Source organism: Nostoc sp. FACHB-152 (assembly GCF_014697475.1).
Taxonomy (GTDB): Bacteria; Cyanobacteriota; Cyanobacteriia; order Cyanobacteriales; family Nostocaceae; genus Nostoc_B.
This window is the reverse complement of sequence record NZ_JACJRV010000005.1, coordinates 131,375-154,138: the sequence shown is the minus strand read 5'-3', so window position 1 is coordinate 154,138 and position 22,764 is coordinate 131,375. Positions and strand designations below refer to the sequence as shown.

Annotated in this window: 22 protein-coding genes; 12 read left to right on the top strand and 10 right to left on the bottom strand. The window is 40.7% G+C overall.

What is annotated here, in order from left to right; all coding sequences use genetic code 11:
* Positions 1-19: 19 nt before the first annotated feature.
* Positions 20-619 (top strand): cupredoxin domain-containing protein, encoded by a 600-nt coding sequence (locus H6G76_RS07195; protein WP_190697623.1) that lies wholly within the window; start codon positions 20-22, stop codon positions 617-619.
* 27 nt (positions 620-646) lie between these two features.
* Here H6G76_RS07195 and H6G76_RS07190 read toward each other — a convergent pair whose 3' ends face one another.
* Positions 647-1,288 carry an FMN-binding negative transcriptional regulator gene (locus H6G76_RS07190; RefSeq protein ID WP_190697620.1) on the bottom strand — a complete coding sequence of 214 codons (642 nt, stop codon included), beginning with the start codon at positions 1,286-1,288 and terminating at the stop codon, positions 647-649.
* A gap of 186 nt (positions 1,289-1,474) precedes the next feature.
* Between H6G76_RS07190 and H6G76_RS07185 the strand changes: the two genes are divergently transcribed.
* From H6G76_RS07185 to H6G76_RS07165, 5 genes are all read left to right on the top strand, one after another.
* On the top strand, positions 1,475-1,888 hold the full coding sequence (locus H6G76_RS07185) for a heavy metal-responsive transcriptional regulator (RefSeq protein WP_190697617.1): 414 nt from the start codon (positions 1,475-1,477) through the stop codon (positions 1,886-1,888).
* 370 nt (positions 1,889-2,258) lie between these two features.
* Positions 2,259-3,569, top strand: coding sequence for an efflux RND transporter periplasmic adaptor subunit (locus tag H6G76_RS07180; RefSeq protein ID WP_190697614.1), 1,311 nt, complete (start codon positions 2,259-2,261; stop codon positions 3,567-3,569).
* A 35-nt stretch (positions 3,570-3,604) separates the two neighbouring features.
* On the top strand, positions 3,605-6,760 hold the full coding sequence (locus H6G76_RS07175; RefSeq protein WP_190697611.1) for an efflux RND transporter permease subunit: 3,156 nt from the start codon (positions 3,605-3,607) through the stop codon (positions 6,758-6,760).
* A 177-nt stretch (positions 6,761-6,937) separates the two neighbouring features.
* Positions 6,938-7,822, top strand: a complete 885-nt coding sequence (locus H6G76_RS07170) for a hypothetical protein (protein ID WP_190697608.1) — start codon at positions 6,938-6,940, stop codon at positions 7,820-7,822.
* Positions 7,823-7,977: 155 nt separating this feature from the next.
* Entirely contained in the window at positions 7,978-8,568 is a 591-nt protein-coding gene (locus tag H6G76_RS07165; protein WP_190697605.1) for a Crp/Fnr family transcriptional regulator, read from the top strand.
* 128 nt (positions 8,569-8,696) lie between these two features.
* On the opposite strand, the gene H6G76_RS07160 is transcribed toward H6G76_RS07165, so the two are convergent.
* Together H6G76_RS07160 and H6G76_RS07155 are read right to left on the bottom strand one after the other, a co-directional pair.
* Entirely contained in the window at positions 8,697-9,308 is a 612-nt protein-coding gene (locus H6G76_RS07160) for a hypothetical protein (protein WP_190697602.1), read from the bottom strand.
* Positions 9,309-9,418: 110 nt separating this feature from the next.
* The gene (locus H6G76_RS07155; RefSeq protein WP_190697599.1) at positions 9,419-11,824 is read right to left on the bottom strand and encodes a transglycosylase domain-containing protein; all 2,406 of its coding nucleotides are present in this window, start codon (positions 11,822-11,824) and stop codon (positions 9,419-9,421) included.
* A gap of 358 nt (positions 11,825-12,182) precedes the next feature.
* Here H6G76_RS07155 and folK point away from each other — a divergent pair, with 358 nt between their 5' ends.
* From folK to H6G76_RS07135, 5 genes are all read left to right on the top strand, one after another.
* Complete coding sequence (gene folK / locus H6G76_RS07150) at positions 12,183-12,680, top strand: 2-amino-4-hydroxy-6-hydroxymethyldihydropteridine diphosphokinase (protein ID WP_190697816.1); 498 nt, start codon at positions 12,183-12,185, stop codon at positions 12,678-12,680.
* Between the two features lie 72 nt (positions 12,681-12,752).
* Positions 12,753-13,298 (top strand): NUDIX hydrolase, encoded by a 546-nt coding sequence (locus H6G76_RS07145; RefSeq protein WP_190697596.1) that lies wholly within the window; start codon positions 12,753-12,755, stop codon positions 13,296-13,298.
* A gap of 258 nt (positions 13,299-13,556) precedes the next feature.
* Complete coding sequence (locus tag H6G76_RS07140; RefSeq protein WP_190697592.1) at positions 13,557-13,772, top strand: hypothetical protein; 216 nt, start codon at positions 13,557-13,559, stop codon at positions 13,770-13,772.
* A complete protein-coding gene (locus tag H6G76_RS36885) occupies positions 13,733-13,906 on the top strand; it encodes a DUF5674 family protein (protein ID WP_313934754.1) in 174 nt (57 codons plus the stop codon). Before H6G76_RS07140 ends, H6G76_RS36885 begins: the two co-directional genes overlap by 40 nt.
* On the top strand, positions 13,887-14,246 hold the full coding sequence (locus H6G76_RS07135; RefSeq protein WP_190697589.1) for a hypothetical protein: 360 nt from the start codon (positions 13,887-13,889) through the stop codon (positions 14,244-14,246). Before H6G76_RS36885 ends, H6G76_RS07135 begins: the two co-directional genes overlap by 20 nt.
* A 118-nt stretch (positions 14,247-14,364) precedes the next feature.
* Here the strand turns inward: H6G76_RS07135 and H6G76_RS07130 are convergent, their stop codons facing one another.
* From H6G76_RS07130 to H6G76_RS07100, 7 genes are all read right to left on the bottom strand, one after another.
* On the bottom strand, positions 14,365-14,700 hold the full coding sequence (locus H6G76_RS07130; protein ID WP_190697587.1) for a XisI protein: 336 nt from the start codon (positions 14,698-14,700) through the stop codon (positions 14,365-14,367).
* Positions 14,688-15,107, bottom strand: a complete 420-nt coding sequence (locus H6G76_RS07125; protein WP_190697584.1) for a XisH family protein — start codon at positions 15,105-15,107, stop codon at positions 14,688-14,690. Before H6G76_RS07125 ends, H6G76_RS07130 begins: the two co-directional genes overlap by 13 nt.
* A 1-nt stretch (position 15,108) precedes the next feature.
* Complete coding sequence (locus tag H6G76_RS07120; RefSeq protein WP_190697581.1) at positions 15,109-15,759, bottom strand: HAD family hydrolase; 651 nt, start codon at positions 15,757-15,759, stop codon at positions 15,109-15,111.
* 36 nt (positions 15,760-15,795) lie between these two features.
* Positions 15,796-16,995 carry an NAD(P)/FAD-dependent oxidoreductase gene (locus tag H6G76_RS07115; RefSeq protein WP_190697578.1) on the bottom strand — a complete coding sequence of 400 codons (1,200 nt, stop codon included), beginning with the start codon at positions 16,993-16,995 and terminating at the stop codon, positions 15,796-15,798.
* 318 nt (positions 16,996-17,313) lie between these two features.
* A complete protein-coding gene (locus H6G76_RS07110; protein ID WP_190697575.1) occupies positions 17,314-18,249 on the bottom strand; it encodes an alpha/beta fold hydrolase in 936 nt (311 codons plus the stop codon).
* A gap of 18 nt (positions 18,250-18,267) precedes the next feature.
* The gene (locus tag H6G76_RS07105) at positions 18,268-18,771 is read right to left on the bottom strand and encodes a DUF4112 domain-containing protein (RefSeq protein WP_190697572.1); all 504 of its coding nucleotides are present in this window, start codon (positions 18,769-18,771) and stop codon (positions 18,268-18,270) included.
* A gap of 127 nt (positions 18,772-18,898) precedes the next feature.
* Positions 18,899-19,792: a YihY/virulence factor BrkB family protein gene (locus H6G76_RS07100; RefSeq protein ID WP_190697569.1), complete on the bottom strand. Its 894-nt coding sequence runs from the start codon at positions 19,790-19,792 to the stop codon at positions 18,899-18,901.
* Between the two features lie 479 nt (positions 19,793-20,271).
* On the opposite strand from H6G76_RS07100, the gene H6G76_RS07095 reads away from it, so the two are divergent.
* Complete coding sequence (locus tag H6G76_RS07095; RefSeq protein ID WP_190697566.1) at positions 20,272-22,719, top strand: FG-GAP repeat protein; 2,448 nt, start codon at positions 20,272-20,274, stop codon at positions 22,717-22,719.
* The last annotated feature ends 45 nt before the right edge of the window (positions 22,720-22,764 follow it).

Genomic DNA, 22,764 nt, shown 5'->3' with positions numbered 1-22,764 from the left:
CAACACAGGAGATTTTTCAATGGTGAACAGAACAGCACTTATAGGCAGTATAGCAAGTTTAGGCATTTTATTCGCAATTGCATCTGGTGAAGCAGCAACACAAACATCCCATGAGACACACTCAGTCCAAACCAATCAATTTCAACGTATTGATCAACCCTTAGAGAGGAAGGTGGCCGTCACCCTCGGCGGGTTGGGACTCATTGGTTTAGAACTCTGGTGGTTCTTGCTGAGTAAATCCAAATCTCAAAAAGCAATTGCAACAGGTGGAAATGTCCAGGAAGTAACCGTTACTGTTGATGGCGGATATGAACCAAGTCGAATTGTAGTGCAAACGGGGACACCAGTACGACTGAAATTTGAACGCAAAGATCCCAGCAGTTGCTTAGAACAAGTAATAATTCCAGACTTTCATATTGCCGCAGATTTACCGCTTAATCAGGTAACAATTGTGGAATTTACACCCGAACAAGCCGGAACATATCTTTTCACCTGCGGAATGAATATGTTTCGCGGTGAAATCCAAGCCGAAGCATCAGACATTCAAGGCGCGATCGCTATTAAAGATGAAACGATGATCAAACTTCAACCCAAATCTTTAGGCACTGTCAAGGAATAAATTTCTGCACAAAAATCATCAGTTCGATTATTTGGGCGAATCTCCATCCTTTTCAAGGTTCTGTTTCATTGCTGCACCTATAGCCTGAACAGTTGGCTCTGAACTTTGTAGCAGTGTATGTGCAACATTATACTGGTCAGCATGACTGCGATTTTGGCTAAGTTTGTATTTCCCTTCTAAGCGTGTGACGGTCATCTCAAAAGCAATGATGCCATTCATCATTCCCTCGCGGAAGTTATGAGATAAGTTATGCCACTGAGATTTATACTCAGATTCATAAGTATCAATCATCTCGTCAATTATTTTATCCATCTGTTCTGGCGAATCTCCGAGGGTGATAATTTGAGGTACTCCGTAGGCGTGTACAGCGATGAAGTTCCACGTCGGTACACTCTGTTCCTTCTCATACAAAGATGGTGAGATGTAAGCGTGAGGCCCGGTAAAGACAGCAAGTGTCTGACCAACGCCAAAACCTTGCCATTGAGGATTGGGTTTAGCAAGATGTCCTGACAGCTTAACAACACCGTTCTGTACTGTGACAACAAGCGGGATATGTGAAGCAACAGGGACATCATTCAAAATAGATACTAACGTAGCAAAACTATTAGCACGCATGAAAGCGACCAGTTTCTCAATGTCATCTTCTCGAAAAGCGGTTGGGATGTACATGGTCTGAAAATCATAATGATGACGTAGTTTATTACGGCTTCGCTTACTTATTCAACCGAATGGCTGACCAAAACCATGAGTGGGTAAGCATTATAAATAACGATACTTTTCATGCTTGACTCTCCAGCTAAATGGAGAGTTTAGGATTAAAATTAGCAATCATATCTCACTGAAGGTTTGGTAAGTATGTTAGCCCAAGCAGAAGCAAAACAGATTGGTGTAGTCGCCAAAGAAAGCGGCGTACCAATTAAAACTATTCGCTACTATGAAGAACTTGGCCTACTTAAATCATCAGGCAGAACTGAGGGTGGATTTAGATTATTTAACTCTGAAGTTTTGGAGCGACTGCATTTTATTAAACGCGCTCAAAGTTTAGGATTAAGTTTGTTAGAGATTAAGGAATTTTTAAATGTTCATGATGAGGGAGAATTACCTTGTGAGCATATCAAAATTAAACTGGAAGATAAGGTAAAAGCTATTGATGAACAAATTCAGCAATTATTGATTTTGAGACAAGAATTATCAGGGTTGCTTTCTGGTTGGGAAATAAAACCTGATAATGACCATTCAACTATTTGCCCAATTATCGAAAATGAATAAATAGTTTTGTCAAGCTAGAGATATAAATATCAACGGTCTTTAGTACAAAAATAAAAAGTTAATTATATATAAAACAACAGATTCACACAGATAAACACGAGGATGTATTTGTGGACATCTGTTGTTAAAAGTCTGAGCAGAGTAAGCTTCCGCTCAGACTTTTTGTTTGTTTATTTGTGGTTGATTTTTTTGATTTTACTCTTGACTCTCCAGGATGATGGAGAGTTTAAGCTAATTCCAAGTTGAGTAAATTAATTAAAACTCTGTTAGTTATCCATCAATATAGGGTTTTTTAAAGTCTATCAACAGTTGGCAAAAGACTAATTGTTGATAGAAAGTTCTCAATTGAATTTATAGGAATTCCTCAAACATGAACCCCTTGGAAAACCAAACCCCTATTCTAGATATAAATGATGATTTCGAGACTGAATTACAGTTACCGCACTTAACAAGACCGTGGCTTTGGCTATTGCTAACCTTATTCTTAGTAGGTGGAGGTATTGTTAGTTGGCGAGTGCTGACTCCCACCCAGAAATCCCCAGTAGCTACAGATGTTGCACCTCCTGGCGTAAAAGTTAAATTATCCTCACTACAAGCAAGCACAATTGAACAAAGTTCAAGTTTTATTGCTAACCTCCAATCTCGCCGCTCAGTCACTCTCCGTCCCAGAATTCAAGGACAAGTCAGCCAGATTTTTGTGAGATCCGGCGATGAAGTAAAAGCAGGTACACCAATTTTACAAATAGATGCAGAAGAACAAAAAGCAGTAGTTAGCGGTGTGGATGCAGCAGCAATGGCGGCGCGATCGCAACTCGAAAATGCTAAAGCGACTCTCAAATCTATAGAAGCTGAACGTTTATCTAAGCAAGCTGATGTCAAGCTAAACGAGTTGGACTACCAAAGGTACTCTTATCTGGCTGCGGAAGGTGCGATATCTCGCCAAACTCAAGATCAATACGCTAACAAACTAGCTACAGCTAAAGGCAGTTTGAATGCGATGGATGCCCAAATTCAAGCCCAAAAAGCTGCGATTTCTCAAGCCGAAAAAGCAGTACAGCAAGCTCAAGCAGCTACCAAGCAACAACAAGTCCAGTTGAAATACTACAAAATTACTGCTCCTTTTGCTGGCAAAGTGGGCGATATCCCCATCAAAATCGGTGATTTTGTTGATACTTCGACGCAATTAGCAACTATCACCGAAAATCAAACTCTAGAAGTCAATATCTCCGTACCAGTTCAGCAAGCAACCCGATTACGTCCTGGAATGACATTGCAGTTAATTGACGAACGAGGTAAAAATCTCGGAAGCAGTCGAATATTTTTCATTGCTCCCAACACCGCTAACGATACTCAGTCAGTCTTAGTCAAATCACTATTTGATAATTCCCGGAGACAGTTGCGAGCCGACCAATTCGTGAAAGCTAAAGTGGTTTGGGACAAACGCCCAGGAGTATTAATTCCTACAACAACTGTTATCCGTTTGGGTGCAGAAACCTTTGTTTATGTAGCTGAATTTTCACCTAAGGAACAGGGGTTAGTAGCACGGCTCAAACCTTTAGAGCTAGGTAGTATCCAGGGTAATCAGTATCAAGTGCTGAAAGGTTTAACCGCAGGAGAAAAAATTATTGTTTCCGGTTTAATCAATTTAAGAGATGGCACTCCTATTATTCCTGAGCCTTAGCTAAATCCAGATTTTTATTTACAAAGAATAAGTTTATGTTTGCGAATTTTTTTATTAAGCGACCTGTATTTGCGATCGCCTGCGCTTTAGTAATGCTCATGGTAGGTATAATCAGCATTCCGCTACTACCAGTAGAGCAGTACCCAGATATCAGTCCTGTGCAAATCAATGTCACTGCAAATTACATTGGTGCTAACGCTCAAGTTGTAGAAGATACAGTAACAACAGTTTTAGAACGCCAAATTAATGGTGTCGAGGGCTTGAAATATATCACCTCAACCAGCAGCAGTGATGGTACTAGTAACATCGTTGTCACTTTTGAGCAAGGATATAACATCGATGTTGCAGCTAATGATGTGCAGAATCGCGTCTTGCTTGCAGAACCAAAACTGCCAGAAGTTGTCCGACAAACGGGCGTTTCTGTCACAAAGCAATCCAGTGGTATCGTCTTAGCGATGGCTATGTATAGCGAAGGTGATAAATATGATGACACTTTTATTAGTAACTACGCCGACCTTTATGTTTTAGACCGCCTCAGACGCATTAAAGGTGTAGGTAATATTGCAACTTTTGGCGATCGCCGCTATGCGATGCGGTTGTGGCTTGACCCGACTCAACTTGCCAATCGCAAACTGACGACAGAGGATGTAATTAACGCCCTTCACCAACAAAACTTACAGTTGGGTATTGGGAGTATTGGACAGCCACCCGCACCAAATGGGCAAATGTATCAAATCGAGTTGCAAACTCAAGGGAGACTAAAAGAAGCTGACGAATTTGAAAACATGGTCATCAAAGCGGATACAGATGGCACACTTGTGAAACTAAGAGATGTTGGTCGTGCTGAACTTGGGGCAGAAAATTACAGTTCCTTTGCTCGCTATAGTGGTCACGTTGCTGTCGGCTATCAAATTCTGCAAATTCCTGGGAGCAATGCTTTAAAAATTGCCAATGCGGTAAAAGCCGAAATGGAGCAAATTGCAAAGGACTTTCCACCTGGTTTGAAATACGAATTTCCCTATGATTCTTCACTATTTGTCGAAGCGTCTCGTCAGGAAGTTGTCAAAAATTTATTGGAATCAATTGTGCTGGTTGTCTTAGTAATTTTTGTTTTCTTACAAGACTGGCGTACTACCCTCATTCCCGCAATTACAATTCCGATTTCTTTAATTGGAACGTTTGCCTTTGTAAAAATTTTCGATTTTTCACTTAACAGCTTGACTTTGTTTGGTTTGACTTTAGGGTCGGGGATGGTGGTAGACGATGCAATCATCATCGTCGAACAAATTAACCGCTTTATCCAGAGTAAAGGGATGAATCCCCGGCGGGCGGCTAGTGAATCCATGACAGAACTGTTTGGGGCGGTAATTGCCACATCCCTCGTACTCATGGCTATGTTTATTCCTGTGGGATTCTTCCCTGGAACAACGGGACAACTATATAAACAATTTGCACTGACAATTGCTTTCTCAATTGTACTTTCGACTTTTATTGCTATTACCTTAACTCCAGCTCTGGCAGCTATGTTGTTGCGGAAAACTCAAAAACCACGCGGTTTACTAGGCTGGATTTTTGGAGCGATTAATTGGTTACTTGACTGGATGCAAAAAGGATACCAACAAATTCTCCGGTTGCTTATCCACTTAAAAATTGTTGTTGTGGTTTTATTTATTGCATCTTTGGTTTGGACAGGCTGGCTTTACCTGCGCGTACCGACAGCATTTTTACCAGAAGAAGACCAAGGTTATTTTATTAACTTAATACAGGGGCCAGATGGCACTTCACTCAACTACACCCGTGAAGTTGCGAAGCAAGCAGAAAAAACACTGCTGAAAATACCAGAGATTAAAGGTACCTTTGCAATGGGTGGTGTTGGTTTTAGTGGTAACACTCCCAACAGAGGTTTAATATTTGCACCTCTCAAATCTTGGGATGTGCGAAAAACAGCCCAACAAACAGCATCAGCAATTGTGAATCAAGCTAGAGGTGGACTGTCAGCAATTAAAGACGCAGCCGTGTTTGCGGTGAATCCTCCGACTATCCAAAGTTTAGGTAGTGTGGGTGGTTTTGTGTTTCAGTTGCAAGATAGAGGCGACAGAAATAATAGCGACATCAATAATTTAGTCAAAATCAGTCATGATTTAATCGGCAAAGCAAATCAAACACCAGGACTGCAAGGAGTATTTAGTACCTACACCGCTAACGCACCGCAGTTACTTATCGAAGTAGATCGAGAAAAAGCCGAAGCCTTACAAGTCCCTGTTAGAGATATCTTTAGCACATTGCAGACTTTCATCGGTTCACGCTACGTCAACGACTTTAATGCTTTTGGTCGCACGTACCGAGTCTATGTTCAAGCAGATCAACAGTTTCGCGCCAACCCAGAAGATATTGGACAACTATATGTGCGTTCTAGACAAGGTGAGATGATTTCCCTCAGTAGTTTGGTTAAAGTAAGACCAACTACCGGGCCGCAAACAATTAACCACTACAACCTGTATCGTTCAATAGAAATCAATGGCGCAGCTGCACCTGGTTTTAGTTCTGGACAAGCAATCCAAGCGATGAAAAGTTTAGCCACTACTGTCTTACCAAAAAATATGGGCTACGAATGGTCAGGGATTACTTTAGAAGAATTAGAATCTGGTGGTCAAGCACCAATTATTTTTGGTCTAGGAATTTTCTTCGTTTTCCTAGTGCTGGCTGCTCAATACAATAACTTCGTTGACCCTTTGATTATTTTATTATCAGTTCCCTTAGCTGTTTTAGGAGCATTATTAGCTCAATCATGGCGTGGTTTGTATAACGATGTTTACTGTCAGGTTGGTTTAGTGATGTTAATTGGTTTAGCTAGTAAAAATGCAATTTTAATTGTTGAATTTGCTAACCAATTACGCGACCAAGGTTTTTCAATTACCAAAGCAGCCGTCAAAGCTTCTGGAGAACGCTTACGACCAATTATCATGACTGCTATTTCTACGCTACTGGGAACTTGGCCGCTTGTTGTCGCTACAGGCGCAGGGTCAGCTAGCCGTCAATCTCTTGGTACTGCTGTCTTTGGTGGAATGTTCGTTGCTACTTTCTTGAGTTTGTTTGTAGTACCTATCCTGTATATCGTGATTAGCCAAATTCGTATGCGGTTTGCAGGTTTACCAAAGGCTAAATATCCAGCAGGTGAGTTAGCAAAATAATCAGGAGATATAAATCTTAATGCGCGTTTATTAAAAATAATAAACGTGATTTTTTATTAATATAGAATCAACTAATAATTATTTGATTTTTCCTCTTGACTCTCCAGCTAACTAGACAATTTAAAGTGATTTTATGTTGAGTAGATAATTCGTAAATTCACTAATGGAGCAAAGTCAATGAAAAGATTTATCAATGCGATCGCAATAACTACTACTTTATTCATTGCTCAAAGTTGTTCGTTATTACCTAAAGCTGAAGAAAAAGCAATATCTGTTAGTACACATCAGCATGAAGACTTTTTAATAAGTGATAACCATCATACAGAACATTCAACAAGTAGCACAGTTCATGGTGAAAAGAAAGCAGTAACTCAGGCAAAACTCACAATTTCTAGTACCATTAGCCAGAATACAAGGATTCCGATATTGATTGAGGTTCACGATTTTGATGGAAAGACAATTACAAATTTTGACACTTTCCAAGAAAAGTTAATGCACTTGATTGTTGTCAGTGATGATCTTCAGTATTTTAGTCATCTTCATCCCGTATATAAAGATAATGGGCAGTTTGAAGTTGAAGCTAATTTTCCCCAAGCTGGTGGTTACACATTTTTTAGTGACTACAAACCTACTGGTCAAGCAGAACAAATCTCTGTATTGAAAACACAAGTTCCAGGAATAACTATTGCTGCTCCAGAAATTGACATTAAGCGTAGTAAAACTTTCAGTGATACTAAAGTCAATCTTGCTCTCTCTGAAGCCACTGTAAAAGCAGGTAAAGAAGTCACTTTAATTTTTCACTTAAAAGATGCTTCTAACAATCAACCGCTTACAGATTTACAGCCTTACTTAGGAGAACAAGGACATTTAGTTATCCTGCGACATTCAACCCCATTAACAGCAGCAGATTACATCCATGCTCACGCACTACAAAATACCCCGACTGGACAGGTTCATTTTATGACTAGCTTTCCACAGCCAGGAAAGTATAAGCTTTGGGGTCAGTTCAATCGCAATGGTAAAATCATCACTGCTGATTTTTGGATAAATGTTACAAGCTGAGGCTGGAGACATTAGGGGAGGTAGTTTCTTCCTCTGCTCCCCCTGCTTCTTTTACTCCTGACTGGGAAGAACAGTTTTTTAAAGACCTATAGACTCATGAAATTTGATATATATGTATACTACGGTTAATATATCGAAAAATCGGTCTATACATCATGGTGTCTTTACACTCCAGCTTGTCTAACCCATCTACCAGAAATGCCAAGCAGCATTTTACCAGGCGTTCATTCTTGCCAGACCATGAAAATATTCTCTGGCAGATTGAAAAGGGTTTCGTGCGGACATTCACTTATTTAGAAGACGGTACAACAGTTGCTCTAGGATTATGGGGGCCTGGAGATACGGTTGGTAAGGTTTTGTCAAAAATGGAACCTTATCAGATGGAGTGTTTAACAAAAGTAGAAGTAAAGACTTTATCTATAGAAGAATGGTATCAACCACAAGAAACTCTTTTAGCACATATTCAACAGGCTCAAGAGTTGATGGTGATTCGTAGTTATAAAAAAGTAGATACTATGCTGATTAAATTATTAGCATGGTTATCTAAAAAGTTTGGTTGTGAAGTTGAGAAAGGACGTTTAATAGATATGCGGTTAACTCATGAAGACTTAGCTGAAATGCTTGGTTCTACGCGCGTGACTATCACTCGAATTTTGGGTCAATTTGAGGAGGGAGGTTTGATTGACCGTTTATCTCTACATCGCATTGTGGTACGAGAAGAAGAGGTTTGGTACTATGAGATTTAAAATGCAGAGGTATGCAAAGTTGAGCCAGTGCGTTGCGCGGGTTCCCAAGGCACTCCGTTGAGCGGCTTCGCCACGTTGTAGTAACTGGCGTAGCGCGGAGTAGCGCAGAGTTTTTTAGATTTCGTAAATTATTTTTCTCTTATCCATAGTGCTAGTCCGCCGCCTCGACCACGTGCTGCGATTAAATTTTCGGTGGCTAAAAAGAAGGCGAAAAAGGGTAATTTACCTATGGGTTGGTTGTCAAAATCTTCTATTTGCGTTTTAGAATTACGGATAGGTTTGTTGTAAATAGTACGACCAAATAAACTAAATTGTATGTGGGTAAAGTCAAATGCTAAAAGGTTTTTTTTGCCTAAATATTTGGCTGGCCCTGTGAGTTTTAACAACACTGGCCCTAGTTGTACTTGATTGCTAATTTCTGCTTTGGCTGAAGTTTCATTTATGAGTGTTTTTCCAGTAAAGGTAATGTAAGTTGGCGTAAATTTAGGCCAATAAAAACCTTTACCTAAAATGATTCCGCCTCGCTGTTTAGCTTTGCGAGTTCCAGTAGCAAAGCATAGTCGCCATTTTCCGACAAGAGAATCAAAATTATAGGTAAGCCGTTGTTGTTTGGCAGTTTTTTCGGCTTGTAATAGAGCATCAACTACTACCGTAGCAGATGGGCGATCGCTATCTTTTCCAGCTTGTAATAAAGTAGCAAACAACTCAGATGAAACAGGTGATGGTAACTCAGCAGTCATGAAAGCATTTTTTCAGGGAACAAGAATGTATTTTTTTGAATAGGGAAAGGGCAACAGGAAACAATAAATAACTTTTTACTATTGCCTATTGCCTATTGCCTATTCCCTAATTATTGTGAAGAACCTGGTCTGAGTCTTTCCCGCCAAGAAGGTGTTGATGCAGAACCAGAACTTGAAGAGTTAGAACTACCACTACTAGAAGATGAAGCCCGTCGAGAGCTGCGAGGTGTAGGAGAATCTGATTCTACTCGGCGCGACCTGCGGGGTGTAGGAGAATCTGATTCAGCTTGCCGATATCTTCTTCTACGACGAGGTTGTTCTGTTACCGTGTTGCTGGAGTCGTTTTCTACACTACGATAACGCTGTCTTCTTCTTGGTCTTTCTGTTTCTGTATTATCCTCTTGCTGTTGGTAACGATAACTACTTCTGCGTCTGCGTCTGGATGAGCCGCTATCATCGTCATTACGGTAATTTGACCGTTCTGAATCGTCATCATCATCAGAGGATATTGAACGATTCTGTACCTTCCCTGGCTTGATGGGTTGGGCTTTAATAGTCCCTTTACGACCTTCTAACTTTGGTCGGGCGGGGAATTTTTCGACTGGCATTCCCTCAACAGCTTTTTCCATAAATTCGTGCCAAGTGTAGGCGGCACTGCTACTGCTGCCATAGGTATGGCGGTTGTTATCGTTACCTAGCCAAACCCCTGTTACTACTTGGGGAATGTAGCCAATAAACCACAAGTCCCTGGCTTCATCAGAAGTGCCAGTCTTGCCTGCTACAGGTCGATTATCTAGTTGAGCGGCTCCACCAGTACCAGCTTCCACAACGTTACGCAGCATCCAGGTCATAATTGCGGCACTTTCAGAATCGAGTGCGCGTTCAGGTTTAAAATCTGCTGACCAAATAACTTGACCTTGGCGGTTGAGGATGCGTCGCACTCCATGTGGCTCTGTGTGTAATCCTTGAGTGGCAAAGCTACCGTAAGCACTAGTTAATTCTAAAAGATTGACTTCGTTGGAACCAAGAGCTAGAGAGTAATGGGGATTGAGTTTTGATTTAATGCCCATTTTATGCGCTAGTTCGATGGTTGGCTCAAACCCCACATCTAACAAGACTTTTAACGCAACTATATTCACCGAGCGAGTGAGGGCATCTCGCATATTCATCTCTCCCCGGAAGGTTTCACCGTAGTTTTTTGGTTCATAACCATCAACTACTAAAGGAGCATCGACATAGGTATTGTAGGGGTTTTTGCCGGCGGCGATCGCCGCCGCGTAGACAAACCCTTTAAAGGTTGATCCTGGCTGACGCTTGGCTTGGGTAACGCGATTAAATTGGTTCTTATCAAAATCTTTACCACCAACCATCGCTTTAATTTCCCCATTCCGGGGATCAATAGATACTAAGGCTGCTTCCTTAAAGTTCTCCCAACGCCCTTGATTACGTAGTACTTTAGCCACTGCTTCTTCGCCTGCTTTTTGCCAAGTCGGGTCTAGGGATGTTTCTACAGTTAAACCTCCTGTAGATAACACATCAGCAGGTACATATTTAGGTAATTCTTGTTGGATGTAGCTGGTAAAGTAAGGCGATTGTTTTTCTAGGCGTTTCGGTGGACTGCTTTTAACAACTAGCGGTTCTTGGGAGGCTGCTTGTCTTTCGGCTTCGGTAATTACTCCATCTTCCCGCAACCGTTGCAATACGAGATTTCGCCGTTTTTTAGCTGCTTCAGGATTGTTCTCTGGGGAGTAGGCACTGGGTGCTGGTGCCAAACCTGCAATTGTGGCTGCTTCTGCTAAGGTAAGTTGGTCTACTGGTTTGCTGAAGTAAACCCAGGCTGCATCTGCAACACCGTAAGCCCCTGAGCCTAAATACACCAGATTTAAGTAACGCTCTAAAATCTGGTCTTTGGTCAGTTCTGTTTCTATTTTTTGAGCGAGGCGGACTTCTTTGAGTTTGCGCCAAATTGTTCGCTCTTGGCTGAGGAAGAGAATACGCGTTAATTGTTGAGTGATGGTGCTACCACCTTCTACCACACCTTGCGATCGCAAGTTATTTAAACCTGCCCGCAAAATACCTTGGGGATCAACACCTTTATGTTCTGAAAATCTGCGATCTTCTGAGGCGATAAAAGCTTTTTTTAATTTATCGGGAATTTGTTCTATTTTGAGTTGTTCTCTACTAGCTTCTCCTTGTTGCTGAAGGATAGTACCATCAGCCGCTTTAATTGTTAACGTTTGCTCTCGAACAACTGCTTGGAGTTCCGATTTATCCGGCAAAGTCTTATCTATCGAGGTAATGAAGTATTTTGTCCCTACTACCCCACCACCTACTGTTAGTATTGCCCAAAACCAGAACCGACGATAGAACGGCTTTTCCCGACTGCTAAATGTGGTCAATATCCCAGATGGAACATTACCCATTTTGCCAAATAGCTGCTTTACCTTTGCTAGTTTGCTTGGGGGTAAGCTTTCTTGAGTGGATTCCTTGTTCTTGTATTGATTCCCAGGCGACAATCGCAGCTCCTCCTTGCCAAAGTCACTCAAAATTTGGTGCTTGTTGCTTGAACCAGGAGGTGCGCTTCCCCACGTTAGTTCCTCGCTTCAAGTCGGCGCAAGCTCTCCGCCTAAAACAGAGTTTAGGGGTTAGCTCACTACGTTCGTGTTAGTATATTATCCTATAAATTTTTAACTGAATTCATTTATACATAAAATCTTTTGTCAAATTACTAGTTGATTTTTTTAAGATTTTCCACCAAGTTATATTTAATTGAGTAAAGAAAAATTGTTAAAAATATTTAACGATAATGGGGATCAAAATATAATAAATCAGTCTAAAGATAGTGGGCAAAAAATCTTTGGGAATGAGTTGCCTATTTTGGCTGCGTTAGCTCTGGGTAGCAATCTTGGTGATTCTCAAACAATATTAGAAACAGCGATCGCCCAGTTAGCTGCACTACCAGGAATTGAATTAAAATCAGCATCTAGTTGGTATAAAACCAAAGCAGTAGGGCCACCACAACCAGATTACATTAATGGTTGTGCCATATTGCAAGTAGCAATGACACCGCAGTTATTATTAGATACTTTGTTAGCCACAGAACAGAAATTTGGGCGAGTGCGACAAGAACGTTGGGGGCCGCGATCACTGGATTTAGACTTATTGTTGTATGATCAGGTAATTCTAGACACACCAACTCTCCAAATTCCTCACCCACGGATGCGTGAACGAGCATTTGTCTTAGTCCCCCTAGCCGAAATTGCCCCAGATTGGATAGAACCAGTTTCCGGATATGCGATCAAACAGTTGGTAAAAGATGTAGACTGTTCTGATGTACATTTACTGAAGAGCAATTTAAGTCACCACCCATAAACACGCAAAACTCTGATTCTGCAAACGACCGCAGTGTTTGTCTGTGTATTTTGAAAAGATAAAACTATAACTATGCCACTAGGTAGAGAATTACCACAGCTGTTAAAACAACGCCTGTTTTATAAAGGACGTAAATTTGATTTTGAGGTAAATCGCTTGCGTTTACCTAACAAATCAGAAGGCGAATGGGAATGTATTCGTCACCCAGGAGGGGCGTTAGCTGTGCCTGTGACACCAGAAGGGAAATTAGTACTGGTGCGTCAATATCGCTTTGCTGTTCAAGGAAGGATATTAGAATTTCCTGCTGGTACTTTAGAATACAACGAAGACCCTCAAGATACAATCATGCGTGAAATTGAGGAAGAAACTGGTTATAGCGCGCAAAAATGGCGCAAACTTGGCGAATTTTTCCTTGCGCCTGGTTACTCTGATGAAATTATTTACGCTTTTCTAGCCCAAGATTTACAAAAGCTAGAAACACCACCCAAGCAAGACGAAGACGAAGATATTGAAACTGTGCTAATGACACCAGAGGAACTGGAAAAAGCAATTTTAGCAGGCGAACCAATAGATGCAAAATCAATTACGAGCTTTTTCTTAGCACGTCAGTTCTTATAGCTTTTCTTGTGTTAGTTAAAAGTCTTATTATACAGCTTATATAAGTTGGAGGCTGCAACAAAGACAGTCTCCTCCATAAGCTGTAATTTAAGATTAAATCTAAGGCTGATATTTTTGATATTTTGAGAGGTTTAACTCACTTAGTCCATTCTATACCAAATCTTAACAAAATAAATTCTTTAGCATCATAATATAATAAAGCATCTATTGTAATTTTTGATACAATAGATGCTTTATTGTAAGATAGGAAAGCAATTGATGAAGAACAAAATAAAACAAAATCGAAAAGATGAGTTTTCCTACTTGCGAAAGATTAATGACGAAACCTATAAAACAGAGCGACAATTAAAAGAACAAATAACAAAAATTGAATCAGACAACAAATCTCTTAAATATAGGCTTAATACTACTAAAACGGTAGTAAACAGCGAGATATTTGGGGTGCTGATTGGGTTCCCTTTAACCAATCAATAGCTTTTGAATCAATTATCAATATTCGCCCCAGCCAAAATAATCGCTCAATGTTAATTCAAGACCCAGTAATTCAAGAACGTGTACAAAAAATCACTCAGGAGTTGATTGGGGGATATGAACCAGAATTTAGATGAAAAAAAAGCACGATTTCAAAGTGTTAATACATCAACTCGCTTAGGTCATATAGCTTCAAATTTAGCCAGGATTAGAACATTTTGTAACAGCACTTATAAAGAAGCTGTTGAGAGTTTAGCAGAGGAAACCACGTGGTTTATTGAATGGACAGCAGCAGAAATTGAACCAGAATATGCGGAAGAACTGGTTAACATTCAAGTTCAACTAGCACGATGGAAATTAACTTTAGATAGTATTTGGTCTAATGATAGCGAACGCAAAAAAATATCAGAACAATCTAACGCTTGGTCAGAGCGAGTATTAGATATGTCAGGATTGGTGTCTGAATCCATAGCATAAATTTCTCTACCCTGCTCTATACAGCTAGTAGGTTGGGTGTAACGAAGTGGAACCCAACATCATCGTTGGGTTACTCCACTCAATCTACTAAAACTCCCTTTAACTTATACTAATTTGTTTAACCAACTCCAAATCCCGTATATTCTCGAATATATGGAGGTTGAAGCCCCAAAATAATATCGTCTTTTGCAACGCCGTTGGCTATTAATATATCGGTAATTAGTGTGTCTGTTTGATTGCGTTGAATCCAAATTTTTTCTTCTCTAATTTCTAAATGAAGCACACAGTTGTAAATCCTCTGATGTCCATTCCATCCCAAGTCAATTAATAAATAACGATCATTGGTTAAATCAAAGACTGTTTCTGTTTCAATATCTCCTCCTAACGTTTTTCCCTGAGATTCTTCTGTTAATAACTGCTGAATATATTGGCGATATTTGTTTAATTTATCCATTTGACAATTACCTCATTTCTTGAGTCATAAATTATTAATTTAAGTTGATATTTCTTAATAGAAGCTTTGGGTAAATCTCGATAAAAGAATGAATCATAGGCTTCAATAGGAACAGCTAAATACAGACGGCGTTCTGGTTCAGTTTCTTCTAAAACTAGACGGTAATTCAAAAATTGCCCCAAAGCTAGATGAAAATCAAAAATCGCTGAATCGCTTAGGAAACTTTTAACTTCTACGGCTATTTTTTGTTCAGCTTTTTCTGCTCCTAGAAGTTGCTCTGCTCCTAAATCTATCGAAATTTTATCCTCTTCACCATATTCAATACGTAATGGATCATGAGTAATTATCCATCCTTCTTTTTCTAAGCCTTGTTTGACAGCGTTATGAAATTTGTCTCTAGCAGACATTCTATTTTTGTTCCCGATTTATCCAAATTCCTCTCATCCCAACTGCTTTCGCCCCTTGATAGTCTTCGACAATGCTGTCGCCAATGTGCCATGCTGCCTCTGGCGGACAATTATGTTTTTCTAAAGCAACAGTAAAAATTTCGGGATCGGGTTTCGCTGCGCGTGCTTGGGTAGAAATAGTGACAGAGGTAAAATAATCGCTCAGTCCTAAACTTTGCAATACTGAGTAAATTCGAGAATCAAAGTTAGAAATAATTCCCATTTCAATACCCAAACGCCGCCAGTTCATCAGCGATGGCAACACATCAGCATAAATAAACCACGGTTCAGCAGTACCAAAGTGAATGTAAAGTTCACTAAAAAAAGCCGAAAAGTCAGGAAATTGCTTGAGAGCGCCAGCAGTTTCAAAGGTATTGAGCGCAATTGTCCGCCACCAGTCAAACTCCCGTTGCGGGATGTCTGCTGGTTCTGCATCGAGAAATATCGGTGGCGGTGCTGCTTTAAAACTGTGGACAAAAGCTTTATTTAATCTAGCCGGAGAAATGGTGACACCAAATTCTCTGGCTATTTGACTATATACTTCGCCCACACTGCCTTTTACGCCGAAGATTGTGCCGACAGCATCAAGGAAAATAACTTTCGGTCGTTCCATCAAACTGTTTGTGATTATGTATTTTGAATATGAGATTTAGATTGACTGAGAAAGTGTCTCTATAATAGGACGGACTAGCCAATTAAAACCAACTTTGAGTTGATGATCGAAAGTCGGCATCCGATAGAGGTAGGTAAGGCGACGGGCAACATACGCTAAAGAACCATCTAATTTGATGCCTAAACTAGTTAAGGTAGCGTTGTCTATTCCCAGTGCCATCATTTCGCCTAACTTTTGATAGCGGAAGGGAAGTAAAGGTCGCTGGGTAAAGGAAGCCCAAATATTCCAAGCAGTATAATCAGCTTGTTGCAAGGCAGCTTGTGCTGTAGCCGGGACTTGCTGGCCTTCGGCATCACAACAGTCGGCTAAATCACCTAAAGCAAAGATTTCGGGATAGTCGAGAACTTGTAGCGTTGGTGTAGTACTAATTTGATTTCGCTGGTTTTGCTTTAAAGGCAAGACTTTGACTACAGGAGCTACCCTTGTACCTACAGTCCAAATCACCAAATCTACAGGAATTGTATCTACCTGATTTTTGTATTCCAGTGAAATGGTATCTGCGGTAATTGCTTCAACTTTGGTTTCTAAATCAATAAATACACCCCTTGCTTCTAAAGCTTTTTTAGCGGCTTCGCGGTTAAACTCTGGGGATGTGCGTAAAATTTGGTCGCTAATTTCAACTAACCGCAACCTACCTCTGTCGCCTAATCTGTCAGCTAATTTACAAGCAAGTTCGACACCGCTATAACCAGCCCCAACAATTGCCACACGAATTTTGTCAGCCTCAGATTCTTCGAGAATTCGTAAGCGTTCTTCTAAACGGTAAGCATCATTAACTGTGCGGAAGGGGTGGGCGTAGGATGCGCCGCCAGGAACGATATCTAATGGTGTTTCTCCACCTAAGGCCAGCACTAATCTGTCGTAGGGTATTTCTGGGCCGTCTTGTAATTGTATCCGTTGCTGGTCGATATCAATGCCTGACACAACGGCTTGGTAAAAGCGTACTCCTGTACCTTGGAGAAGTTCAGCAAACGGCGGGGCAATTTCCCAAGTTTGCAGTTCACCAGTGAGTAATTCGTAGAGTAAGGGGGAAAATAGAAAGCGATCGCTTTGATCTACCAGTACAATTTCGGGCTTTTGTTGAGATTCCCAAGGTAACTGGCTTAAGCGCAAAGCAGTATAAAGGCCACCAAAGCCTCCACCAAGGATCACAATTCTCGTAGTTTCTTTAGTCATTTTATGTAGGGGATGGTCAATCCCAGCAGGGCAACTAACTCTCAGTTTAATGATTTATCTCGTTCTTTGTTCATCTTAGATTTTATCGACATTTCGCCTGCTACCCCAATACGCTTCGGATAAGAAATTTACTCGTGTTCGCGTAGCGTCTCCTTGAGGAGAAGATCGCTCCGTTGCGGTTACTCAGACTTTTCACGGGAAGTCCTAAAACCTCTGTCAAGACAGGGGGCAAAAAGCAGCTTTCAATCGAAGCTGCTTATCGGCAAATTGGCATCAAAGAAGCAATCCACGCGGAGCGTTCCCTGAGGTAGGACATGGTTAAATAAAATTTGTTTCCTGCAAAAACTCCACAATAGAGGCATTTATAACTTTTGCAGAACCAGTAGAAGCATCATGATAACAGTCAGTTAAAATTTGAAACTTGGAATTGGCAATACATTTATGTAGTTTTTCTCCATGACTAGCAGGAAACCAACTATCTTTATCGCCCCACAAAATAAGCGTGGGACATTCAATAGTAGATAGCTTGTTTTGAATTCTAGTCAGCATATTGGGTTTATTTATTTGCCAGTTTTCAATTTCTTTAGCTGCTAGTTGTAAATCTTCAGCAACTTTCACTACAGTTCCCGGCAATTCAACAAAAGGATAGGTGATCCAATACACATCTTCTTGTGACAAAATTGATGGATCAAATAATACTCTGCGTCTTTCGATCGCCATAATTTCTCTGACTAGCGGGGCTACTAAATATGGCAAACGTAAAGAGTCTATGGCTTGCAATATTTCTAATGGTGTTTGCGCGAGTACATACATTACCCAATGAGGCAGCCGTTCAGCAAAAATTGGTACATTAACTACTACTAACCGCGCAATTAAATCAGGTCTTTCTTGCGCCAGTGCTAAAGCAACTAAACCGCCTAGCGACTCTGCCACAACAACAGCAGGTTCATCACATAAACCCTCAATAATGCGCTCTAATTCAATCACTTGATGTCCATCATCTTCTCGACGATAACAGGGTTTTTCAGAAAATCCAAACCCTTTAGCATCAAAACAAATAACACGGAAATATTTCGATAGCGGCTCAAGACTATAACGCCAGTTATAGCTCCAACTACCCATCCCATGTAATAAAATTAAAGGCTTACCTGTACCTATTTCACCATAAGCAATTTGTACGGGATATCCTTGAGCATCAGTAATAATTAAACTTTGCCGCCCTTGGGGAAAAGTTGCTTGCCACCAATCTTTCATGCTGTTATTAATCAATATCTAAGCACCAGTTAATAATCGCCACAGTGCGCTAATTAATATTACTGGTATTGTAATTAAGACAATGCCTATTAATAATAATCCAACCAGAACTGCTAAAACAAACCAAGTGTCTGCTTTTTGGTTACTGCGGGGACTTTTTAAGTGTTCTTCTAATAGCTTAATGTTATATTCATTTGATTTCCAGGCAAAATCAAACAAGTCTCCGCCTACAGGTAAACTTCCAACCAAGCTATCAATAATTAGATTCAAAATCATTCTACCTAACGTAGCTTTGGATGCACCCATTCGTGCTGATTCTAAAATGATGTAGCTGGAAAATACCAATCCTAAAACATCACCGCCAACAGGTATAAGCCCTAACAGTGGGTCTAACCCGACACTAACTCTTGTGCCAGGAATAGTAAAGGCTTGATCAAGAACTCGACTCAGTTGGCGCAGTCGCCTTAATGAGGATGTAGCATCAGGAGCTATATGAGGAATTTGTGAGTAAGGATCAGGCATGAAAGCGATCGCTTTTTTCAGGTTGAACCGTTCAATATTTTAATCTTGTATGGCTATTTGACAAGAGTTTGTCCTAATACTTAATTTATGAGTCAATGGTCATTTGTCAAACCCCTAACTCTAGCCTCTAGTCTCTAGCCCCTTCTTCCTTATGATGGCGCATATCTTCACCAACAATCACATTCATCTGGTCACCTATCAGCAAAACAGCCGCACTCATCCACAGCCAGAGCATTAAAACTATAAAAGTTCCGACAGCACCATAAACTCGATTGTAGTTGCCGAAATTGGCCACATACAGCCGAAACAGTGCCGAAATTACTGCCCACGAAACTGCTGCCAAAATTGCCCCTGGCATGATTGGGGTTCCTGGGTTCCACTTGCTGGGGCCATAGCGATAAATAAAACTAAAGGCGGTGGCAACAATAATTAAGGTTAAAGGCCAGCGTAACAATTGCCAAAGATGCAGCAAAAATAGTAAAGAGCCATGCTCATACACAACTAGTCGCAATACTAAGTCGCTAACAAAGACAAAGAAAGAAGCCAACATCAAAAGTAAAATTGTACCGACTGTTAAGCCTAAAGAAACGAGTTTGGCTTTCCAGAAGGGGCGTAGCTTCTCTGGCGGCATTTTATGAATTTGGTCAAAAGCAGTCATTGCTGTACTAACTGCACCAGAAGCCGTCCAAATGGCGATCGCAAAACTCAGAGAAAACAAACTACTATTTTTAGAGTTGGCAATTTCTGTAGTAGCAAAATCCCGAATCAAGGTCATCGCTTCTTCTGGTGCAACTTGACTTAATAACGCCGCCAACTGTTTAAACGTATTTTGTAAAGATTCTGCCATTAAGCCGATTGCTGTCAGTACAGCCAAGATTGCCGGAAATAAAGATAACATGGCATTAAAGGCAATCTCTGCGGCCAGTCCTAAAAGTCGTCGTTCAATTGTCCTCGCCACAGTTTTCTTGATTGTGCGCCCATTGAGATGGCGAAAGAAGCGGACAAAACGAGGCTGAACCATGATTTATCTTGATTTCTGCTGAGTATCATCTCATAATCTGCCAAATCTGTCACCGCGATCGCATCTATCTTATTAATTTTTTCATGCCCACCTTTATTAAGAAATGAGGAAAAATTCTCCATAAAAATTAGAATAATTTGGGTAATTTTACTTTTTTCCCATAAATCATTTAACAAAATCTTCTTATATTCTTCATAAATAAAATTTGCAGGTTCTACCTTTTAATAGACTCCAAAATCTTATCCAAGTTGCCATTCACCGCTTTGAAGGAGCTTGGTCTTATTTAAATTTTTTCAATCTGCACAAAATTACTACTTAAGAATAATCATCATTTTTGTTATTCCTAAAATAGTGGTTATACAAGGTTATTAACCATTATTCTGCCTGACGAGCTATTGATTAGTTGAAGCGATCGTGCTTATTAATAGGAAGCGATCGCCTTCACATTGTTTATATTTTTGTTAAACACAACTTAAATTATGGCTAATTCGGTATTTAATCTCGCTGATATCAACGGTATTAACGGCTTTATTATCAACGGTACTCAAACGAATGCTTATTTAGGTGTTGCCGTTAGTAATGCTGGGGATATTAATAATGATGGTGTTGATGACCTAATCATTGGAGCTAATTTTGCTGATGGTTCTGACGGCAAAACTGATGCTGGGCAAAGCTATGTAGTATTTGGTGGTCAAAATATCGGTGCTAATGGAGTTGTGAACATCTCTAACCTCAATGGCACTAATGGCTTCGCTATTAACGGCAAATCTGAGTTTGATTATTCAGGTAACTCGGTTAGCAATGCCAGAGATGTGAATGGAGATGGTATTGCTGATCTAATTATTGGGGCTAACTATGCTAATCCCGATGGCAAAAAACGTGCTGGGCAAAGCTATGTAGTGTTTGGTGGCACAAACGTTAGTAATAACGGCGTTTTTAATCTCTCTGCCCTCAACGGCAGCAATGGCTTTACAATCAATGGCATCAATGCCGGTGACGATTCAGGTATCTCTGTTAACGATGCCGGAGATATTAATAACGATGGCTATAATGACCTAGTTATTGGTGCATATTTTGCCGCCCCCAATAGAAAATTCGCAGCTGGGCAAACCTATGTGGTGTTTGGTGGAGCCAATGTAGGTAGTAGTGGCACTATTAATCTGTCTGATTTAAACGGTAGCAATGGCTTTGCAATTAACGGTTTGAATGCCACCGATTTTTTAGGTGTTTCTGCCAGCCATGCTGGTGACATTAATGGTGATGGTATTGATGACTTGATTATTGGCGCACTGAGAGCCTCAGCCAATGCTAATTCTGGGGCTGGGCAAAGCTATGTGGTATTTGGCGGTGCCGGAGTGGGTAGTAATGGTAGTGTTAATCTCTCCGCCCTCAATGGTAGTAATGGCTTTGCAATCAATGGCATCCATGCCGGTGACTTATCAGGCAGATCTGTTAGTAGTGGCGGAGATGTTAATGGTGATGGTTATAACGACTTGATTATTGGCGCAGATGGTGCTGCTCCTAATGGTAATTCTGCGGCTGGGCAAAGTTATGTAGTGTTTGGCGGCGCAGAAGTAGGAGCTAATGGGAGTTTCAATCTTTCTGCGCTCAATGGTAATCATGGCTTTGCGATTAACGGTATTGCTGCTGATGATGGTTTAGGCCTTTCTGTTAGCGGTGCTGGAGATATCAACAAAGACGGCTATGGCGACTTGATTATTGGCGCACTGAGAGCTTCCCCTAACGATAATTCTAGGGCTGGGCAAAGTTATGTGGTGTTTGGTGGTGCCAATGTCGGCGGTGGTGGTTCCCTTAACCTCTCAGACTTGGATGGGAACAATGGTTTTGCCATCAATGGGATTTCTGCGAACGACTTTTCTGGCGTTTCTGTCAGTCAAGCTGGAGACATCAATAATGATGGTGTTGATGATGTAATTATTGGCGCATATTTGGCTGCACCCAATAATATTAGTAATGCTGGACAAGGTTACGTTATCTACGGCAATGCTGCACCTATTCTGGATCTCAATGGTAATCGAGCAGGTATTAATTATGCAGCTACTTTTAATGGTTCATCGGTAAGAGTTATCGATGCTGCTAACCTTAGCCTTAGTGATAGCAACACTTCTACACTTCAGCAAGCCACTATTAAAATTACCAATATCGATGACGGGGAAACCGAAAGTCTCAGTGCTGACACAACTGGTACCGGAATTACTGCCAGGTACGATCGCACAAATGGTACTTTGACTTTGGTTGGTCAGAATACAGTAGCGAATTACCAAAAAGTTTTGCGGACTGTTACTTATAACAATACTGCTACCTCTGCCAACCCCAGCAGCCGAAATATTGAGTTTGTGGTTGATGATGGACAAGCACATTCAAATACTAGTCAGGTGGCTATTACTACTGTAAGTATCGTGCCGCGATATAGATTTACAGGGACTTCTAGAAATGATATTTTGATTGGCAACGCTAGTAATAACACTCTTTTAGGTAAGGGTGCTAATGATATTCTCAACGGTGGTGCTGGGAATGACACTCTTATTGGTGGGGCTGGTAGCGATCGCTTTGTGTTTAACAGCCATCAACCTTTTACTCGTGGTGATTTAGGGGTAGACACCATTGTTGATTTTCGTCGTTACCAACGCGACAAGATTGTCTTAGATCCAAGTACATTTACTGAACTCACAACTGCGCCTGGTAATAGTCTCAATCCCATTGATTTTGTTAAAGTTGGTTGCTGTCATAACCGACAGCCATTGCTACAAGGTATTACCCAAGGAGCGATCGTTTACGATTCTACTAACGGTCGTTTATTCTACAACGCCAATGGTATTTTGCCGGGATTTGGCGATGGCGGTCAATTTGCTCAACTCACTAGTTTCCCCAAACTCACTGCATTAGATTTTGTAGTCCAAGCTTAATGGTCTAACAGGTGACAGGTGATAGGTGACAGGTCGAAGGGTTGG

Bases quoted from the DNA above. Each gene is read 5' to 3' on its own strand.
- H6G76_RS07195 (WP_190697623.1), top strand. From the start codon at position 20: ATGGTGAACAGAACAGCACTTATAGGCAGTATAGCAAGTTTAGGCATT.
- H6G76_RS07190 (WP_190697620.1), bottom strand. From the start codon at position 1,288: ATGTACATCCCAACCGCTTTTCGAGAAGATGACATTGAGAAACTGGTC.
- H6G76_RS07185 (WP_190697617.1), top strand. From the start codon at position 1,475: ATGTTAGCCCAAGCAGAAGCAAAACAGATTGGTGTAGTCGCCAAAGAA.
- H6G76_RS07180 (WP_190697614.1), top strand. From the start codon at position 2,259: ATGAACCCCTTGGAAAACCAAACCCCTATTCTAGATATAAATGATGAT.
- H6G76_RS07175 (WP_190697611.1), top strand. From the start codon at position 3,605: ATGTTTGCGAATTTTTTTATTAAGCGACCTGTATTTGCGATCGCCTGC.
- H6G76_RS07170 (WP_190697608.1), top strand. From the start codon at position 6,938: ATGAAAAGATTTATCAATGCGATCGCAATAACTACTACTTTATTCATT.
- H6G76_RS07165 (WP_190697605.1), top strand. From the start codon at position 7,978: ATGGTGTCTTTACACTCCAGCTTGTCTAACCCATCTACCAGAAATGCC.
- H6G76_RS07160 (WP_190697602.1), bottom strand. From the start codon at position 9,308: ATGACTGCTGAGTTACCATCACCTGTTTCATCTGAGTTGTTTGCTACT.
- H6G76_RS07145 (WP_190697596.1), top strand. From the start codon at position 12,753: ATGCCACTAGGTAGAGAATTACCACAGCTGTTAAAACAACGCCTGTTT.
- H6G76_RS07140 (WP_190697592.1), top strand. From the start codon at position 13,557: ATGAAGAACAAAATAAAACAAAATCGAAAAGATGAGTTTTCCTACTTG.
- H6G76_RS07135 (WP_190697589.1), top strand. From the start codon at position 13,887: ATGAACCAGAATTTAGATGAAAAAAAAGCACGATTTCAAAGTGTTAAT.
- H6G76_RS07130 (WP_190697587.1), bottom strand. From the start codon at position 14,700: ATGGATAAATTAAACAAATATCGCCAATATATTCAGCAGTTATTAACA.
- H6G76_RS07125 (WP_190697584.1), bottom strand. From the start codon at position 15,107: ATGTCTGCTAGAGACAAATTTCATAACGCTGTCAAACAAGGCTTAGAA.
- H6G76_RS07120 (WP_190697581.1), bottom strand. From the start codon at position 15,759: ATGGAACGACCGAAAGTTATTTTCCTTGATGCTGTCGGCACAATCTTC.
- H6G76_RS07115 (WP_190697578.1), bottom strand. From the start codon at position 16,995: ATGACTAAAGAAACTACGAGAATTGTGATCCTTGGTGGAGGCTTTGGT.
- H6G76_RS07110 (WP_190697575.1), bottom strand. From the start codon at position 18,249: ATGAAAGATTGGTGGCAAGCAACTTTTCCCCAAGGGCGGCAAAGTTTA.
- H6G76_RS07105 (WP_190697572.1), bottom strand. From the start codon at position 18,771: ATGCCTGATCCTTACTCACAAATTCCTCATATAGCTCCTGATGCTACA.
- H6G76_RS07100 (WP_190697569.1), bottom strand. From the start codon at position 19,792: ATGGTTCAGCCTCGTTTTGTCCGCTTCTTTCGCCATCTCAATGGGCGC.
- H6G76_RS07095 (WP_190697566.1), top strand. From the start codon at position 20,272: ATGGCTAATTCGGTATTTAATCTCGCTGATATCAACGGTATTAACGGC.